Source organism: Pseudovibrio sp. JE062, assembly GCF_000156235.1.
GTDB lineage: Bacteria > Pseudomonadota > Alphaproteobacteria > Rhizobiales > Stappiaceae > Pseudovibrio.
Map to the genome: position 1 here is coordinate 142,495 of NZ_DS996805.1, position 17,271 is coordinate 159,765.

The 17,271-nt window shown below is 52.1% G+C and carries 16 protein-coding genes and 1 tRNA gene; 9 read left to right on the forward strand and 8 right to left on the reverse strand.

Features of this window, described 5'->3' with window-relative positions; translation table 11 throughout:
- Window positions 1–17 precede the first annotated feature (17 nt).
- Complete coding sequence (locus PJE062_RS00620; protein WP_050773797.1) at window positions 18–1,067, forward strand: ROK family protein; 1,050 nt, start codon at window positions 18–20, stop codon at window positions 1,065–1,067.
- Between the two features lie 9 nt (window positions 1,068–1,076).
- Entirely contained in the window at window positions 1,077–3,470 is a 2,394-nt protein-coding gene (locus PJE062_RS00625; protein WP_008546939.1) for a PIG-L family deacetylase, read from the forward strand.
- A 49-nt stretch (window positions 3,471–3,519) separates the two neighbouring features.
- Here the strand turns inward: PJE062_RS00625 and PJE062_RS00630 are convergent, their stop codons facing one another.
- From PJE062_RS00630 to PJE062_RS00645, 4 genes are read right to left on the reverse strand one after another with little or no spacing between them, the layout of a single operon-like run.
- Window positions 3,520–4,650 (reverse strand): ABC transporter permease, encoded by a 1,131-nt coding sequence (locus PJE062_RS00630; RefSeq protein WP_008547145.1) that lies wholly within the window; start codon window positions 4,648–4,650, stop codon window positions 3,520–3,522.
- Entirely contained in the window at window positions 4,647–5,564 is a 918-nt protein-coding gene (locus tag PJE062_RS00635; protein ID WP_008546682.1) for an ABC transporter ATP-binding protein, read from the reverse strand. The genes PJE062_RS00630 and PJE062_RS00635 overlap by 4 nt, the downstream gene beginning before the upstream one ends.
- Complete coding sequence (locus tag PJE062_RS00640) at window positions 5,561–6,511, reverse strand: HlyD family secretion protein (RefSeq protein WP_008546897.1); 951 nt, start codon at window positions 6,509–6,511, stop codon at window positions 5,561–5,563. Before PJE062_RS00640 ends, PJE062_RS00635 begins: the two co-directional genes overlap by 4 nt.
- A complete protein-coding gene (locus tag PJE062_RS00645; RefSeq protein WP_008546223.1) occupies window positions 6,504–7,217 on the reverse strand; it encodes a CerR family C-terminal domain-containing protein in 714 nt (237 codons plus the stop codon). The genes PJE062_RS00640 and PJE062_RS00645 overlap by 8 nt, the downstream gene beginning before the upstream one ends.
- A 211-nt stretch (window positions 7,218–7,428) precedes the next feature.
- On the opposite strand from PJE062_RS00645, the gene PJE062_RS00650 reads away from it, so the two are divergent.
- Window positions 7,429–7,518, forward strand: a tRNA-Ser gene (locus tag PJE062_RS00650).
- Between the two features lie 164 nt (window positions 7,519–7,682).
- Here PJE062_RS00650 and PJE062_RS00655 read toward each other — a convergent pair.
- Window positions 7,683–8,150, reverse strand: coding sequence for a hypothetical protein (locus PJE062_RS00655; protein WP_008547321.1), 468 nt, complete (start codon window positions 8,148–8,150; stop codon window positions 7,683–7,685).
- A 211-nt stretch (window positions 8,151–8,361) separates the two neighbouring features.
- Here PJE062_RS00655 and PJE062_RS00660 point away from each other — a divergent pair, with 211 nt between their 5' ends.
- Window positions 8,362–9,045, forward strand: a complete 684-nt coding sequence (locus tag PJE062_RS00660; RefSeq protein WP_008546875.1) for a GNAT family N-acetyltransferase — start codon at window positions 8,362–8,364, stop codon at window positions 9,043–9,045.
- Here PJE062_RS00660 and PJE062_RS26255 read toward each other — a convergent pair.
- From PJE062_RS26255 to PJE062_RS00670, 3 genes are all read right to left on the reverse strand, one after another.
- Window positions 9,012–9,503 carry a hypothetical protein gene (locus tag PJE062_RS26255; protein WP_157039010.1) on the reverse strand — a complete coding sequence of 164 codons (492 nt, stop codon included), beginning with the start codon at window positions 9,501–9,503 and terminating at the stop codon, window positions 9,012–9,014. The genes PJE062_RS00660 and PJE062_RS26255 overlap by 34 nt on opposite strands.
- Entirely contained in the window at window positions 9,496–9,750 is a 255-nt protein-coding gene (locus PJE062_RS00665; protein ID WP_008547279.1) for a hypothetical protein, read from the reverse strand. The genes PJE062_RS26255 and PJE062_RS00665 overlap by 8 nt, the downstream gene beginning before the upstream one ends.
- A 75-nt stretch (window positions 9,751–9,825) precedes the next feature.
- Window positions 9,826–10,269 (reverse strand): helix-turn-helix transcriptional regulator, encoded by a 444-nt coding sequence (locus PJE062_RS00670; protein ID WP_037035733.1) that lies wholly within the window; start codon window positions 10,267–10,269, stop codon window positions 9,826–9,828.
- A gap of 352 nt (window positions 10,270–10,621) precedes the next feature.
- Here PJE062_RS00670 and phnC point away from each other — a divergent pair, with 352 nt between their 5' ends.
- From phnC to PJE062_RS00695, 5 genes are all read left to right on the forward strand, one after another.
- Window positions 10,622–11,467, forward strand: a complete 846-nt coding sequence (gene phnC, locus PJE062_RS00675) for a phosphonate ABC transporter ATP-binding protein (RefSeq protein ID WP_008546268.1) — start codon at window positions 10,622–10,624, stop codon at window positions 11,465–11,467.
- 41 nt (window positions 11,468–11,508) lie between these two features.
- Window positions 11,509–12,435, forward strand: coding sequence for a phosphonate ABC transporter substrate-binding protein (gene phnD, locus PJE062_RS00680; RefSeq protein ID WP_008546699.1), 927 nt, complete (start codon window positions 11,509–11,511; stop codon window positions 12,433–12,435).
- 96 nt (window positions 12,436–12,531) lie between these two features.
- The gene (gene phnE / locus PJE062_RS00685; protein WP_008546437.1) at window positions 12,532–13,407 is read left to right on the forward strand and encodes a phosphonate ABC transporter, permease protein PhnE; all 876 of its coding nucleotides are present in this window, start codon (window positions 12,532–12,534) and stop codon (window positions 13,405–13,407) included.
- 11 nt (window positions 13,408–13,418) lie between these two features.
- Complete coding sequence (gene phnE, locus PJE062_RS00690; RefSeq protein WP_008546722.1) at window positions 13,419–14,783, forward strand: phosphonate ABC transporter, permease protein PhnE; 1,365 nt, start codon at window positions 13,419–13,421, stop codon at window positions 14,781–14,783.
- 763 nt (window positions 14,784–15,546) lie between these two features.
- On the forward strand, window positions 15,547–16,770 hold the full coding sequence (locus PJE062_RS00695) for a porin (RefSeq protein WP_008546195.1): 1,224 nt from the start codon (window positions 15,547–15,549) through the stop codon (window positions 16,768–16,770).
- Window positions 16,771–17,271 lie beyond the last annotated feature (501 nt).

The following is a 17,271-nucleotide window of genomic DNA, read 5'->3' on the forward strand; positions in this document are numbered from 1 at the left end:
GTTTGTCCACACAAGCGATGAGTAACATCATAGCGGAGTTGGAAGGTGAGGCGCTGATTCTTGCTGGCGAGCGCCAGACAAAAGGACGCGGACTGCCTGCGGTGCAATATACGCTGAACCCGGCAGGCGCTGTGGCGCTGGGGGTGGAGGTTCGCCCCAACGCGATTTTATGCGCGCTGGTGAACTTTCTCGGCGACACGCTTTATACCAAACGCATACACATCAAGAGCAGTGAACCGGCTGTTGTTCTGCCTGCGGTGAAGGCGGCCTGTGATGAGGCGCTTTCATCCATTGGCAAGAACGCGCCACCTGTTCTGGGTGCGGGAATCGTTATGCCGGGCCCGTTTGGACGCGTAGGATTAACCGGTGCGGGTAAAGCGGAGCTGGTTGGCTGGGACGATAAAGACCCGCAGGCGCTGTTTGAAGACGTGCTGCAGGTGCCAGTGCGGGTGGAAAATGATGCGACGGCAGCGGCGATTGCCGAGCAGACCACGGGCTCGGCAACGGAGCTGCAATCCTTCTGTTTTGTTTATTTCGGGACTGGCCTTGGCCTTGGTGTAATCTCCAACGGTGAGATCCTGCGCGGTGCGTTTGGCAACGCAGGTGAGCTGGGGCACGTGGTTGTGGAGCGGGGTGGACGGCTTTGTTCCTGTGGCAATCGCGGGTGCCTTGAAACCTACACCAGCCGTATGGCGGCCAGCGAGTTTTTGCAAAAGCGCGGTAAGTCTGCGGAGAGCCAGAAGGATCTTTCTGATCTGCTGGCTGCCAATGATCCTGATCTGGAAGAGTGGATCAGTGAAGCGGCTGATCCGCTGGCGCAGGCCATTGGCACGCTGGAGAATCTGTTTGATCCGGAGGCCGTTATTCTGGGTGGCGCCATGCCGCCGGAATTGTTGGAGCGGCTGATTGATAAGCTGGATCTGATTGATGCGACGGTTTCCGTTCGCGCTGACCGGACTTTGCCGCGCGTGGTGCGCGGTGCCTCCGGTTGGATGACGGCTGCGCTTGGCGCAGCGGCTCTGATTATTCACGACACGTATATTCCAAGTATTTCGAAGGTAGCCTGAGGGGACGAGATGCCACTTTCAGATCAAGAACGTATTGCCGCGCATAAGCAACATGTGCGGATGGTGGAGCTTTGGCGTGCCTTGCAGCCGCTCAAGTCAACAGTCTCCTTCATGAATACGGGTGCTCATCCGGATGATGAGATTTCTGAAATGCTGGCGGCCATCGGTCTTCGTGACGGAATTGCGTTGTCTTATGCTTGCGCTAACCGCGGTGAGGGCGGACAGAATGATATTGGCACTGAGGCCACTGAGAACCTCGGTGTTCTGCGCACGGCTGAGATGGAGAAAGCTTGTGATGTGCTGAACATGCGCATGTACTGGCTCTCTGAAAATGCTGAGGATGATATCTTTGATTTCGGGTTCTCCAAGAGTGGGGTGGAGACGCTTGGCAAATGGGGGCATCAGCGCACGCTGAAGCGGTTTGTTGAGATCATCCGGCAAGAGCGTCCGGACATCATCAGCCCGACCTTTCTGAACATTCCCGGCCAGCATGGTCACCACCGCGCCATGACACAGGCTGCGTTTGAGGTGATGAAAGCGGCGGCTGATCCTGATTTCCCTGATGTTGATCTGCCGTGCTGGACGGTGAAGAAGCTTTATCTGCCAGCCTGGTCTGGCGCCGGTGGGGCGTATGATGATGAAGTGCCGCCACCGCCTGCAACGCTTGAGTTTGATGGCAATGGTGAGGAAGAAGTCACCGGCTGGAGCTGGGCACAGATTGGCGAGCAATCGCGTGCGTTCCACAAAACCCAAGGCATGGGACGCTGGCGGAATTACAGCACCAACAACGTCTGGCCGTTGCATCTGGCAGAAAGCACCGTTGGCACGGAGGAGCAGTCTCTTTCTGACAACCTGCCGCGTGATCTTTCGGAGCTTGCCTCCTTTGCGGGTGCGCCTGCCTTGGGCACTCTTTTGGACAAGGCACACGATCACTGCCTGGATGCGATTGAGGCGTTTCCGAACCGTGCCATGATTGGGGCGGCAGCAGCGCAGGCCCTGAAGCTGGTTCGTAAAGCTCAGGAGGAATGCCCTGAGGCAGCGCGTGATGAAGTTCTACACCGCTTGCAGCGCAAAGAGCTGCAGCTGGCGAAAGTGCTGGAGCTCTCCGAAGGCGTTGTTGCCTCTCTTCGTCTCTCTCAGGATCAGCTGAAGCGTGGTGATACGGCTGAGATCACGTTTGAATGTAACCGCGATGCCGTGCGCTATGAGCTGGATCTGCCTGATGGGTGGAGCCTGCAAGAGGGCCGTGTTCAGGTGGGTGCAGATGCTGCGACCAGCGATCCGTATCCCGCGATTTATCGGCCAGATGTTCTTCAGGCACCATGTGCAAAGCTTCAGTTTACATCCCATGGGGTGGAGGTTGAAACGCGGCTTGCGTTTGAGGTGGAGCCTGTTGTTTTGCCAAGTCATGTGGTGGAGCTTGATGAAGCCAACTTCGTGCTCAACAGCGCGTTGGTGGGGCGTTCTCTCAATGCTGCTGTGAGTGGCAATGCTTCTGGCTTGTCACTTGATGTGCCGGATGGCTGGCAGGTGCGCTCAGACGATGGTGTGTTTCAGCTGACACTGCCGAATGATGTGGCTGATGGGCTTTATGAGCTGCCAATCCTGCAAGATGGAGAGCCTGCTCACACGGTGCATGTGATTTCCTATCCGCACGTGAGTCAGCGGGTGTGGGTCACGGCAGCGACAATTCGCGTTTGTGTGGTTGAGGCTCGTCTTGCAGCTCAGCGTGTTGGTTACGTTGGCAGCGGTAATGATCGGGTTGGAAAATGGCTCAGTGACATTGGTGCTGATGTGGTGGAGCTGTCCGCTGGAGAGCTGAGTGCGCAACGCCTGCAAGAGCTGGACACTCTGGTGATTGGTATCTTCGCGTTCCGCAACAGGCCGGATCTGCATGACGGCATTGAAGAGATTCATGAGTGGGTGAAGGCCGGTGGTCGTCTGATCACGCTTTATCATCGCCCATGGGATCGCTGGGATGCGGACAAGCTTCCGATGAAACGGCTTGAGATTGGCTCGCCAAGCCTGCGCTGGCGGGTGACTGATGAAAACGCAGAAGTGCGCTATCTGAACCCGCAGCATGACTTGCTCAACCAGCCGAACGCCATTGGTGAGAATGATTGGGCGAACTGGCACAAAGAGCGCGGGCTGTACTTTGCCAAGAGCTGGGATGAGGCCTATGAGCCGCTGCTGGAAATGGCAGACCCGGATGAAGCGCCTCACCGGGGCATTCTGCTTTCTGGTGCGTTTGGGCAAGGCCAGCACATTCACACCTCTCTTATTTTGCATCACCAGATGGAGAAGCTGGTGCCGGGAGCCTTCCGCCTGATGGCAAACCTTGTCTCAAATGGTTCAGGAGAGGGAGAGACCTCTCAAAGAGCTGAGGCTTTGGAAGCGAACTGATGAATAAAAAAGAGGCGCTGGAGTTCAGTGCCTCTTTTTGTTTCTTGTCTTAGTCCAGTGTGCGTTTGAATCTCTTGAGGGCCAGCATCAGGAGCACCGCAACGAAGAGGAAGAGCGTGTAGACGCTGACGGAAATCTCATTCCATTCCGCTCCTTTGAGCAGGATCGCGCGGACCACTCTGAGAAAATGGGTGAGTGGGAAGATCTCGCCCAGTGTCTGCGCCCAGCCCGGCATGCCTGCATATGGGAACATGAAGCCGGAGAGTAGCAGGGATGGCAGGAAGAAGAAGAACGTCATCTGCATGGCCTGCATCTGAGTGCGGGCGATAGTGGAGATGAAGTACCCCAGCAGCACCAGTGAGAGCACGAATACCAGAATAGCGCCAATGAGCAGTATCAGGTCGCCTTCAAACGGAATGCTGAACAGGATGCGGCCAGCAACCAGCACCACAGCGACCTGAACTGCACCCACGGCCAGATAGGGCAAGACCTTGCCGCACATGATCTCAAAGGGAGAGGCGGGCATGGCCAGCAGGTTTTCCATGGTGCCGCGTTCGGTCTCGCGGGTGAGAGCAATGCTTGTCATCATCACCAGTGTCAGCTGCAGGATAACGCCAAGCAGGCCGGGCACGATGTTGTACTGGGTGATGCCTTCCGGATTGTATTTGCGATGAATGATCGTGCTGGACTTTAAAAGATCCTGCTTCAGGCTGGGGTTCTTTTGCTTCACGGAGGCCACGGCACGTTCAATGATGGAGGGGGCTGATGCTACAGCTGCGCCGGAGGCCGCCGGGTCAGTTGCATCTGCTTCAATGAGAGCGTTGGGCGTTCCGGCTTCTGCCTGTTTGGCAAAGTCGCTCGGGATCGTCACCACAAAAGTGACTTCGCCTTTCCTGAGTAAGGTGCGGGCCTCTGAAGGCGAGATGTTGCGCTCCGTGAACTTGAAGTACTGTGAGTTCTCCAATGCGGTGACAGCTGCGCGGGAATAGGGATCATTTGCCAGAGAGACCAGCGCTGTTGGCAGGCCGCGTGGGTCGTTGTTGATGGCGTAGCCGAACAGCACAAGCTGGACCAGCGGTATGCCGAGCATCATGGCGAAGGTGACGCGGTCACGGCGCATCTGGATGAACTCTTTGATGAGCATGGCGAAGAGCCGCTGTAGGGAGAAGATGCTGCTCATTGCATGTTGTCCGTGCTGTCGCTCATGAACTTGATGAAGACATCTTCCAGATTGGTTTCTGATTGTTCGATCTGGATGTCTTCGTACTGCTCAAGTGGTTTGAGCGCGTGTTTCAGGGCCTGAAGGTCTGTTCCTGTGACGTGCAGTGAGTTGCCGAATGGTGCAACCTGCTGCACGCCTTTGTTGTTTTGAAGCTCAGGAATGAACCGTTCAAGGTTGGGGCCAGTGAGTGAGTATGTGTGCAGTCCGGCATCTGCGATGACATCGTGCAGGGAGCCATCGGCCAGAAGTTCGCCATAAGAGATGTACGTGATGCGATGGCAGCGTTCTGCTTCATCCATGTAGTGGGTGGAAACCAGCACCGTCATGCCATCAGCGGCGAGGCGGTGGATTTCCTCCCAGAAGTCGCGGCGGGCTTTGGGGTCCACGCCTGCTGTTGGTTCGTCCAGCAGGAGCAGTTTAGGCTTGTGCATGGTGCAGGCTGCCAGAGCAAGGCGCTGCTTCCACCCCCCTGACAGTTCGCCAGCCAGTTGATTGCGACGGGAAAGCAGACCGAGCTTTTCGAGTGTTCCAGTGGTGTGTTTCTTGACAGGCTTCAGATTGTAAAGCCGCGCCACAAAGCTCAGGTTCTCTTCGATGGTCAGGTCTTCGTAGAATGAGAACTTCTGCGTCATGTAGCCGACCTGGCTTTTGATCAGCAGGCGGTCTTTGATCAGATCGTAGCCCAGCACCTGGCCGTGGCCTTCATCTGGACGCAGCAGGCCGCACATCATACGGATGCTGGTGGTTTTGCCTGAGCCGTTGGGGCCGAGGAAGCCAACAATTTCACCTGATTTGACTTTAAGCGAGACATTGTTGACGACCAGCTTATCGCCAAAGCGTTTTGTCAGGCCTGTGACTTCGATTGCGTTCATTGCAAACTGTCCAGATCAACGTCAAAAATCTGACCGGGTCTCAACTGGGAATGCGTGGTGATAGGCTTGGCCTGTATTTCGTAGACCAGCTTCTCTCGTGTCTCTAAAGAATAGATGACAGGCGGTGTAAATTCCGGACCTTCTGCAATATGGGTGATCTGCAGGGCTTGCAGCGTGGTGCAGCCGGAGCATCTGGCATTGAATTTGGTGCCAAGCTTCAGCTGACCGTAGTGCTCTTCCGGCACATAAAAGTGCAGCTTGATGGAGTTGACGGGCAACAGGCTGGCAACAGGCGCGGTTGGACCTGCCATTTCGCCAGAGTGCAGGAACACGTCCGTGACCTTGGCATCTTCTGGTGCGTAGATCTTGCGCTTCTCCAGCAGCCATTCTGCCAGATCAACTTTTGCCTTGGCCATTTCATATTGGCTCTCAGCCGCGGCGATCTGGTCTTCCCGGGCTGGCAGTTTGGCGACGGAAAGCTGGGCCTTCAGTTCGGTGATGCGGGCCTGTGCCACGAGGAGGGCGGTTTCCACCTCATCAAACTGCGCCTGCGAGATGACTTTGCGGGTGAGGAGGCCCTGATATCTGTCGTAGACGTTCTGGGAGTGCTTGGCCTGTGCCTGTGCTGAGCGCAGGGTGGCGTTCAGCACGTCTATCTCTTCCGGGCGTTTGCCGAGTTTGAGATCGTTCAGGGAGGCGAGTGTCTGCTGTAGCTGTGCTTTTGCTTCAGCCAGCTTCATGGTGGCATCGGAGGCTTCCAGCACGGCGATGAGCTGGCCCTTCTTGACCAGTTCTCCTTCTTCCACCTTCACATCAGCGATCTCGGAGAGTTCCACCGGCGCAAGCTTGAGGTACTCTCCTTCGACATAGCCAGCGGTGAGGTTGGGTTCTGGCGCACAAAACGCGACCCACCCAGCAACAATGGGAAGTGCGCAGACATTAAGCATGGTCCGGGCCTTTCGACAGATCATCGAGGAGGGCATTGATGGAGCGTGTCAGGATCGTCTTGATCTGCACCAGCTCATCCGGGCCAACGGCCTGCCAGCCCATGCGTTTCAGCACCAGTGGGCGGGCCAGACGGATGTAAAGCAGCTGGCCGATCATGGCGAAGATGGCGAGCTTTAGCTCATCCGATGTGACGGGCTGTCCGGTGGCGCGGCTGAAGAGGGCGGTGATGCGGTCCATCAGCGGTTCAAAGAGCAAGTGATAGAGCGTATCGATTTCATCAGGAGAGTGGAGCACTTCCTTCAGCATAAAGCCAATCACCAGCTCCGCGCGCTTGTTGGTCTGGGTGAAGGTAATCATGCGGTCGATCATCTCCAGAATTTTGGCGCGTGCTTCTTCTGGCGACAGATGCTCAATGTCCGTGAGCTTTCTGTTCAGGATGACCGAGAGCACATCTCCAATGGCCATGGCGACAAAGTTGATGCAGGCACGCTTCAATCCAGCCTTGCCATCAAAATGGTAAGCGATCGAGGCGATGTTTGTTTTTGCGGTTTGCGCGATGGAGCGGGTTGAGGTGCCGGCGTACCCTTCGTGGCCGAAGTGGTAGAGGGCAGATTCAATCAGATCCCGTTTTGTCTTTGCGGAGGGCGTGTCAGATGCCAGCGCTTCGCGCAGTTCGTCAGGGGTAGGGGTAGGGGTGTTTGACATGATGGCATCTTCTTATTTAATCAATCGATTGATTGAAATTTACGCCTGTTTTGGTTTCTTGTAAAGAGGGCGCCTAAAATTTCTTGCTGAGGAGAAATCGGGGAGGTCTGCGATGTTTTGTAGTTTCTACACAGGGTATTTTCTGTTTCCACAGCTACAGTTGCTACTTGCTCTTGAATTTCAGATGGTTCGTGGGTATCTACCCGGGCATGGACACGTGGCCGAGTGGTCGAAGGCGCTCCCCTGCTAAGGGAGTAGGCCCGGAAGGGTCTCGAGGGTTCGAATCCCTCCGTGTCCGCCATCTTCCCTTTACATGATTGAATGAAAATACAGGCAAGTCAGCCTGTTATGGCTTGTGCCTTTGTTCATTCCTGCACCACATGTGTAGAGAGGAGCAGGGCGGGGCCCTGCCACTTTATTACGGAAGCCGCCGTTGCTTTTAGCGCCTCATCAGAAACAGATGCATTAAATGGTGGTTGCGTCTTCTGTTTCCAGCGTCTCAGTGAACTGGCTTACCAAGATCTCATCTGCAATGTTTGAGAGGATTGCTTTTCCTGCGCGCAAGGCAAGGGTTGCCTTGTCTGTGTCAGATATGGCAGCGCTTTTGATCTGGCTGGTCAGTTTGTTAATGCCCGGCTGCAGGTCATCGCGTGTATTTCGGGCTGTGTTGTCCTGATCTAAAGGTTCATCTCGTTCACTTTCAACAATAGACAGATCTGATGCAGCTGCGACCGCTTGTTGAGGTTGCCCTTCTGCATCGATGTACAGGACGACCACAGCACTCAGGGCTGCATCGCGTTGCACAATGCCAATGTTGCATTCTCCTAGGTCTTCGGGATAGCTGCCTTTGAAACGGACAATTGAACCTGCTGGAAGACGAGATAGTTTTCTTCGATGTTCACGAAGAAGCTTAATTACTTCAAAGTCAGTCATGATGTTTAAACTCACACATTTAGTGTTAAAAAAAATTGCTCTCGCAGACGCTACCCCAATGCGTAACGTATCAATTTTGCACATGCTGTCCTGTGTCGTGAATCTGGACAAAAGCCAGAGTATGTTGATTGTTAGATTTAGGGGGTAAATTCACTAGGTTTAGTGTGGATATCTGATTCTGTTTGCTCTTTGAGTCTTTGGAGGTACCGACATGGTGGTGGCACGTTTAGTGCTCTATCAGGCAGCGGCTAAGCTGATTTCTGAGTTTGAAAAAAATGGTTTTGAGATTTTACAGGGAGATTCATTTGCAGACGCGGCCAAGGCTTTGCCGAAGGTCAAGGGAGGGCTTACACCTCATTTTGCTCACTCTCTCAATGGACAGAGTAAAGAGAATGCCGCCTGGATAGGGCTCAGGCTTCCTGGTGAAAAGAAGTTCTGCGGTTTTGCGGCAATTCGGCTGGAGCCGCTGCATGGGATGGTGCTCTCTGATTTTTGGGCATCTTATTGGCGCTTGCGATATGACGACGTGAATGGCAACCCGGTGCAGATGACAGATGCTCAGCCGGAGATTGCGAAACGTATATCAGGGCAAGTTGGGTATCTGGGGGATCTTTGGATCAGGCCGGACCTGAGAAAACTGGGATATGCGCGAAGATTGATGGAACTTGCGCAACTTCTGGCTTTCGATCTCTGGCGTCTTGACTGGATTTATTGCTGGATGCGGCCTGCTGATTTCCTGAATGGAAATGGAGCACGTTGGGGATGGATGGTCGGCCAGCCCGATGGAATTCGCTTTGAAGTTCCAGCACGGGATTTTCCTGAAGGGTTAGCGTTGTGTGCAAACCCTTCCTATGCGCTTACTCAGTTGATTGAGGATATAGCGCGCGATGCTTGATTGGGTAATTCCTGCGTGAATACAACAAGCTGAGATATTCCTGCTCGTGAATGCACGGGCAGGATCAATCTGCAATACTCGCGATAGCTCTCATCGGAAAGGTTCGCGCCAATCAAATCAAAGATGGGCTTGTTGGTTTGATAGGCATTCCAGTAACTGCTCGCCACCAGTTTTCGGTAGGTTTGCGGCATTGCTTTTCGAGCTCTGGTTGGATGCTGCGCCCATTTTGAGCCGAACACATGACGTGCGAAGCTCTCGGTTCCGATCATTAGAATGTCAGGACTGTCACTCGGTGTTGCCGGAGGCGCCATGAGCAATACTTTGCGGGCGTAATCAATGAACTCGGGTGAGAGGTGGCCATTGGACTGGTTCCAGATGTGCAAAAGTTGTGCGCCCGTTGTGCTCAATTCTTCGAGTATGAGTGCTGTTGCTGGTCGCCTCTCGGTATATTCAAGCAACTTCCTGCTCCTGTCTTTGCTGTGTGTAGGCGAGAACCAGCGCAGGGCGGAAGGCGTTGATCACTTCCTTTTGTTGCTTTTCGCTCAGTAAATCTATGTAGGGGCAATCATAAAGATTAATGCACATCATCTTAAGTGCTGTGATCAGGTCAAACTTCTCGGCAGTTTTAATAAGGTCCAGTACCTCTTCCTTATGTGAGAGGGTTGGGCGATGCCAGATGAGTGATAGTGCGCTTTCGTTTTCCATATGTGTCTCTCTTTAGGTACTTCCGATAAGAGCGCCTGATCAAGCTATAAGGCAGTATCCGTTAGTTAAAAAATATCATTTATTAGTATTCTTCGTCTTCGCTGCGTTGTATATATTTTCAACTATAATAGATAAATCTCTTATGCTGCCCCTTCCTTCAAGAATCTGTTCTTCGAGTCTTATTCCTTCTTCAAAAGACTGTAAGAATAACTCCAAGTCAAGTTTATCTGTTTGGGGCCTGTTAGGATCGTTTGCAATTTCTCCCAGAAGGCTGTGTGTCAGGTTCTCAGCGTTTGGTTTTGTGTCCGTGAGTATCTGGTCTTCCCCGAACAGCAGGAACTGAGGAGATGTTTTGAAGCGGCGCGCATAATGGGTCGCTTCTTCCTGGCCAAAGGACCTGGAGCCATTCTCATGACTTGAGTAGGTGCTCACATTGACACCAAGAGATCTGGCGGCAGCCGAAGCTGTTTTAAAGCCCGCATTGAAGCGAGCAGTTCTAAGACGTTCGTTTGGTTTCATGGCTTCATAGTATTAATTTTATGCAATATGTATTGATATTATGCCGTGTCAGGCGGCAACGCAATGTCCAGTTGCTGTGTGAGTGATCGGCTGAAAGCAAGAAGCTGATTTTTCTTAATTCATATCTTCGATTCTTCTTCTAGCTCCGCATATCTCGCAGGTGCGTCTGCGCGCTGATGCATTTCCCCTCTCTGTCACAAAAACGTAATGGATCGCTTGTTTTGCCAGCTAGGTTGGGGAGGTGGGGTGTGACGGTTTTTTGACGGGGTGGGTTTGAGGAGAGGCGTCATTTGTCTGTAACAATCGCGTGTGCCTAGTACGTGAAATTTTAACAGGCACCGGGGTTGAACTCTTGATCCAGTTTGAAGGCGTTAGAAAAGAATTTGGGGCGCATGTTGCCGTAAAAGGCGCAAGCTTTATTGTCGAGAAGCCTCAGATGATCGGCATCATTGGTCGCTCTGGTGCAGGCAAGTCCACCTTGCTGCGGATGATCAACCGGCTGACCCCTGCCACTGACGGGCGGGTTCTTGTTGATGGTGTGGATGTGCTGGCTCTACAGGGTGCGCATAAGCGCAGATGGCAGCGTGACTGTGCAATGATCTTTCAGCAGTTCAACCTTGTGCCACGGCTTGATGTTCTGACCAATGTGATGCTTGGTCGGCTCAATGCCCATGGCACTGTTTCCAGCATGCTCAAGCTGTTCACCCGGGAAGAACGGGTGCAGGCTCTTTTGAAGCTTGAGCGTTTGGGTATTGCTGAAACGGCTTTGAAGCGGGCCGAAAATCTTTCTGGTGGTCAGCAGCAGCGTGTGGCGATTGCTCGTGCTTTAATGCAGGAGCCGAAAATGCTGCTGGCGGATGAACCAATTGCGTCGCTTGACCCGATGAATGCGCAGGTGGTGATGGATGCGCTGAAGGCGATCAACACCGAAGATGGTCTGACAGTTATTTGTAACCTCCATACTCTTGATACAGCTCGCAACTACTGCGACCGCGCGATTGGCATGCGTGACGGTGAGATTGTGTTTGATGGGAAGCCGGATGAGCTTTCTACCAGCGTTGCCCGTGAGATTTACGGTGCAGATGAGAGCTTTGAGGAGGGGATGACCTCTACGTCTCTTGGCAGCGAAGGTGCAAAGATCGCTGCCCTGGAACTGGCGACACGTGAGGTTTCACCTGTCGTCTCTGCTGCTGAGTAGCAGCGGGTTTTAGATTTTTATTCTGATATTGGAGTGCTCTGATGAAAATCGTCGCTAAAGTTGCTGCAGCTCTTGCTGTCAGCACAACCCTTCTTGCTGCGCCTGTGGCTCTGGCTGAAGAGAAAATCACCGAGTTCCGCATTGGTATTCTTGGTGGTGAAAACGAAGCGGATCGTCTTCGTTCCAACCAGTGTCTGGTTGATCGTTTTGAAAAGCTTCTTGGTGTTCCGGTCAAGCTTTTTCCGGCAGCGGACTATGCTGGCACCATTGAGGGCCTGAAGGGCGGAAACCTGGATTATGCTGAGCTTGGCGCTTCTGGCTATTCTGCAGTTTACCTTTCTGCTCCGGATGCGGTTGAGCCTGTGTTGACCACCAAGCAGACTGATGGCGCGACTGGCTATTACTCCGTGATGGTGGCGCGTGCAGATTCCGGCATTGAAACGCTGGAAGATATGAAGGGAAAGCGCATGGGTTTTGCTGACCCGAATTCGACCTCCGGTTATCTGGTGCCTTCAGTTGCTTTTGATGAAATGGGCCTGAAACTGGATGAGTACTTCGCGTCTACTCAGTTCTCCGGTGGTCATGAGCAGAACGTTCTGGCTGTGTTGAATGGCGATGTTGATGGTGGTGTGACCTGGGCATCCGGCGTTGGTGAATGGGAAGAGGGCTACACCTCTGGCAACCTGCGTAAGATGGTTGATAAGGGCATGGTTGATATGTCCGATCTGGTTCAGGTGTGGAAGTCACCTTTGATCCCGAATGGTCCGCTTGTTGTGCGCAAGTCTTTGCCTGCTGATGTGAAGCAGAAGGTTGTTGCCTCGCTGAAGTCCATGGTGACCGACAACACCGAGTGTTTTTACTCCGCACAGGGCGGTGAGTATGCTGACTTCGTGGACGTGAACCATGACTTCTACAAGACCATTGTTGAAGCGCGTCGCCGTAAGATTGAAGCGAAAAAAGCTAACTAACTCTCATTGATTGTTAAAGGGCGCGGATCTCACCGCGCCCTTTCTTTATGAGGGTCGCGAGGGCTCTCAGTTTTTTCCTGTTTGGAGGATGTTGAAGTGGCCGCTCATCTGGCGCTTGCCGAAGCTTCCCGTCTGGCCGAGATCTCTCAGACCTATGAGCGAGTTGCCCGGCGCCGTACTCTTTATACAATATCATTGCTTGGGCTTTGTGCCTTGAGCATTTTCGGCGGCTTGTACATTGCCGACGAGGCGAACTCCGGTGGTTTTTGGGCCGGGCTGGATAAGTTCTTTGATTATCCGGTAGAGCTTTTCGTCGGGGCCTATGAAAAGGGATTGGTTGGTCTCTTCGGGCTTGTGCTTCAATACCTCCCTTATCTTCTGGAGACGGTGAACATTGCACTGGTCTCCACGCTTCTGGCTTTCTTTCTTGGTGGAGCGTTGAGTTTCGTTGCTAGCCGTAATCTGGTGAGCAACCGATTTGTTGTTGGTGCCATGCGCCGCGTGATGGATATCTTCCGTGCGTTTCCTGAGATCGTGATTGCGCTTTTGCTGGTGCTGATCTTTGGGCCGAGCCCAGTTGCTGCTGTGATTGCAGTGACCACGCACACGATCGGGGCTTTGGCCAAACAGTTTTCTGAGGTGAATGAGAATTGTGACCTGAAGGCTGTTGAGGGGATCCGCAGTGTGGGTGGCAACTGGCTGGAGCAAATCCGCTTTGGCATTCTGCCTCAGGTGCTGCCGAACTTTCTTTCTTATGGGCTGCTGCGCCTGGAGGTGAATGTGCGCGCCTCGGCCATCCTCGGCTTTGTAGGGGCAGGTGGCCTTGGAGCGGAGCTGAAGATGGTGGTGGATTGGAACTACGGTGCCGACATTCTCGTCATTATCTTCATGCTGGTCATTTCTATCACATCCATTGACTACCTGAGCGGGTGGATGCGGCAGAAGCTGATTGGTCAGACAGGTCAGGTTTGAGGGAGCGCACTATGACAGATATTCGTTTATCAGATGCCGCGCTTTCCGATGATGCGCAGCGGTTGGATACTCTTTATCCGGGTATCATTGAGCAGGGATGGAAAAAGCGACTGTTAGGGCCCGGGCTTTCTCTGCTCGTTATTGTCTATCTCGTGATTTGCTTTTTTGCTTTCGGCGTGCCGGGCGTGATTGAAAAAGCTCGCGGGGACATGGCGCAGTTGTTTGCGCTGGATGCTTATGCTCACAAAGTGCATGCGAAGTATCAGTTCAAAAAAGCGGATCAGGGCTTTGTTGTGAGCCTGGAGGGTAATCGGCGCTCTAAATATAAAGAGCAGCCGAACTGGATTGCGCAGTCTGGCAGTCAAACCACCATTGATCTTGGCGGTGATGGGGTGCTGCGGTTTGGCGATGGGTTGGTGACCTACACCCATCCTTCTTATGAGCAGGACTTTGTGTTCAAGGTTGGAGATGGTGTGCCGCAGTTTGTTTCTGGTACGGAGGCTGACTGGCTTAAGGTTTCCAAGACGCAAGTGAATGCGCGTCCCTCTTTATATACCCGTATCTGGCTGACGAAGAGCAAGGTTGAGGTGCATCGCTACTTTGTGGGCTGGGAGAACTTCTGGTTTGATTTTGACAGCAAGCTGAATGGGCTGAGCTCGGGGGAGCTGCTTTCGCTGGCATTCTCTTCTGACAGGATTGATCCGGACATCTCCAACCTGCGCTTTATGTTCAGTGAGTTTTGGACAAATAGTGAGTGGCAACATGGCGAAGTCTATTTTGCTTTGCTGCAGACTTTGATCATGGCTGTGGTTGGGACATTGATTGCTGGCATTCTGGCTTTGCCATTGGCGTTTGCTGCTGCGGCGAATGTGAATCCGGTTAGATTGGCGCGGACTGGTGTACGGCGGTTCTTCGACTTCCTGCGCGGAGTTGACATGCTGATCTGGTCACTGATCTTTATCCGCGCGTTTGGGTTGGGGCCTCTCTCCGGTATCTTTGCGATCTTCTTCACGGATACGGGGACATTCGGTAAGTTGTTTTCTGAAGCGATCGAGAACGCGGATAAAAAGCAGGCTGAGGGTGTTCAGGCAACGGGCGCTTCTCCGGTTCAGAAATATCGGTTCGGACTGTTTCCGCAAATCCTGCCACTCTTCATTTCTCAGATGCTTTACTATCTGGAGAGTAACACCCGCAGCGCGACTGTGATTGGGGCTCTGGGAGCAGGGGGCATCGGCCTCAAGCTGATTGAGACAATGCGCACGCGCCAGGATTGGGAGAACACGCTCTACCTTATCTTCCTCATTATTATTGTTGTGATGCTGATGGATCAGCTCTCGGGATGGTTGCGCCGGAAGTTGATTGAGGGACAAGCTTAAGTCTCAAACACGGTTTTGATTGAAGAGGGCAGTCACATAAGTGGCTGCCCTTTTGTTTTGAGTGCTGTTTTGTGGTGTGTTTTATCGGGAAAAACGGGTTTTGGGTAGGCTTGTCCACATTGCGCACGGCATTGTCAAAAAATGCATTTAGACTTTAGGTGAGCAAATTTGAAGCAATCTTAGTTTTAAGTATTTGATATTGTTGAGTTTTATTGCTTTTATGTATTTGGCGCTATGTTATTAATCAAAAATGTTTATATTAATGTGCCGCAGTTCATATGTGATGTGTTCGATCACGAGTTTCGTGTTTAGGTCTGTATTTCTAAGTTTGGTTCACTGAATTTTATCGCGAAAAATATAGAGTTATGGGGTGAATGTGCTCGGGTCGTAGTCAGTATGACTTGAATGGATCAGTTAATTCATAATATCACAAAATATGATGTATATTTACTTGTGAGTTGCTTCAAGTTCTCTTTGAGAGCGCTCTGAGATGATGCTAAACCGCAATATATCCCTTCATTTCTGGTGTGTTAATTGTGTCACATTGCCAATTCACCAAATTCAAACTCCATTTGAATGATTGATTAAAATCTAAATATCACAAATATTGATGTTGTGAACAGCGCGGGGCACACATGACGGTGCCCGCTGAGAAAATCACTGTTTCAAACATTGATTTGACCAGCAAGCGCAAGTGGGGAGCCAGAGTGGTCAGGGATCGACATAGGGTCGAGCTGCTCTGGTTTTAAAGAAAGTTAGAATTATGAACTTTAAGGCTATCGCAATCGCAGCCGCTGCTGCAGCTGCTGCAACTTCCGCTCAGGCTGCTGATCTTCCAGCTGACATCGCGCCAGTAGACTACGTACGCATCAACGACGCATACGGCGCAGGCTTCTTCGTACTGCCAGGTACCGAGACTGCAATCAAAATCGGCGGTCGTATCCGTGTTGAAGCAAAAATCAACAACCTGACCGAAGACGAAGATTACGGTAACGACAAAAACAACCAGAACTTCCGTGCTCGTGCAAACCTGCGTGTTGACACCCGCACTCAGTCTGAGCTGGGCTTGATCCGCACTTACGCAGACTTCCAGTTCACTTCTGACACCGACAAGCGCGGTAATGAAGGCGTTAAGCTGGATAAAGGTTACGTTCAGATCGGTGGTTTCACTTTCGGTCGCGCAACTTCCGCATTTGATCTCTGGACTGGCAACCTGTCTTCCAACGTATTTGACCGTCACATGTCTGACGACACTGCATGGCAGGCATCCTACACCTATGCTCTAGCAAACGGTCTGACCCTTGCTGCTTCCATTGAAGATAACTCTGACCGTCAGCATGGCGTGATCACCGGTGTAAGTTCTATTGATGATGCAGGAACGCCTGGCGATACCAGCGATGACTTCACAATCTACACAGCTGATAAAGACCGTGATGACGCAGGTAATACTGTTCCAGCATTTGTTGCGAAAGTTCTCCTGAACCAAGGGTGGGGCTGGGCTGGCCTTTCTGGTGCTGTGACCAAAGTTGATGCTGTAAAAGGCGACTCTTCTGAACTTGGTTATGCAGTAGCAGGTGGTGTTGGCTTTAACCTCGACATGATTGCTCCAGGTGACGTCATCAACTTCCAGGCTGCATATGCAGATGGTGCGATGGCATATGTTGGTGCTGACGATACAGCTGATGCAGTTGTTCTTGATGGCGGCGATGTTGAAACCAACACAGCATGGTCTGTTGCTGGTGGTTACAAACACAGCTGGACAACAGAATTCTCTTCCGGTCTTGAAGCGTCCTATCTGGATGTTGAATCTGGTGATGAGCGTCTGATGGCTGATTTCAATGAAACTGTTGTTGCAGGTACTCTTGAGTATCGTCCGGTTTCCGGTCTTCTGTTCTCTGCTGGCGCAGGTTGGAAACAGAAGGATGTCGATGGTTCAAGCAAGGAAGATGCTGCTACTCTGAACTTCCGCGTAGAGCGTTCTTTCTAAGGCTGACTTAAGCCTTAGACCTTCATTGGACCTTCAATAATCCTGATTTTCCAATGACTCTCATTCCCGGTGGTGTCCAAAACCACCGGGTTCCTCTGTTTGTTGAGGTCGGCTAGTAAATGCGCTTGCCTATTTCTCTTTCAAATTTGCTTGTTAAATTTTAGTCAGCATTTTAATCCCCAGTGCGCGATTTTTTGCAGTAACTCTCTGGGATTGCATAATCTTAATAGTTAGTACTCATCGATCTCATCGCCTGTGAGGGAGAATGTTCATATAAATTCAATTGGTTAGGTGAAATTAGAATAGCTATGAGTTAGCCCGTATGATTTATGCGGATTACGCCTTCCCAAAAGCCGTTGTGTTAAAAAAAACACACTACTTTCACGTGGTGATGTTTCTCCCCTTTCAAACTACTAGGTTGATATTGCGATCTTCCATCTCGTCGGGCATCAATATGTCCATCGACGCGGTCGAGCCGATTGATTGCTTTGCCAAATTTTG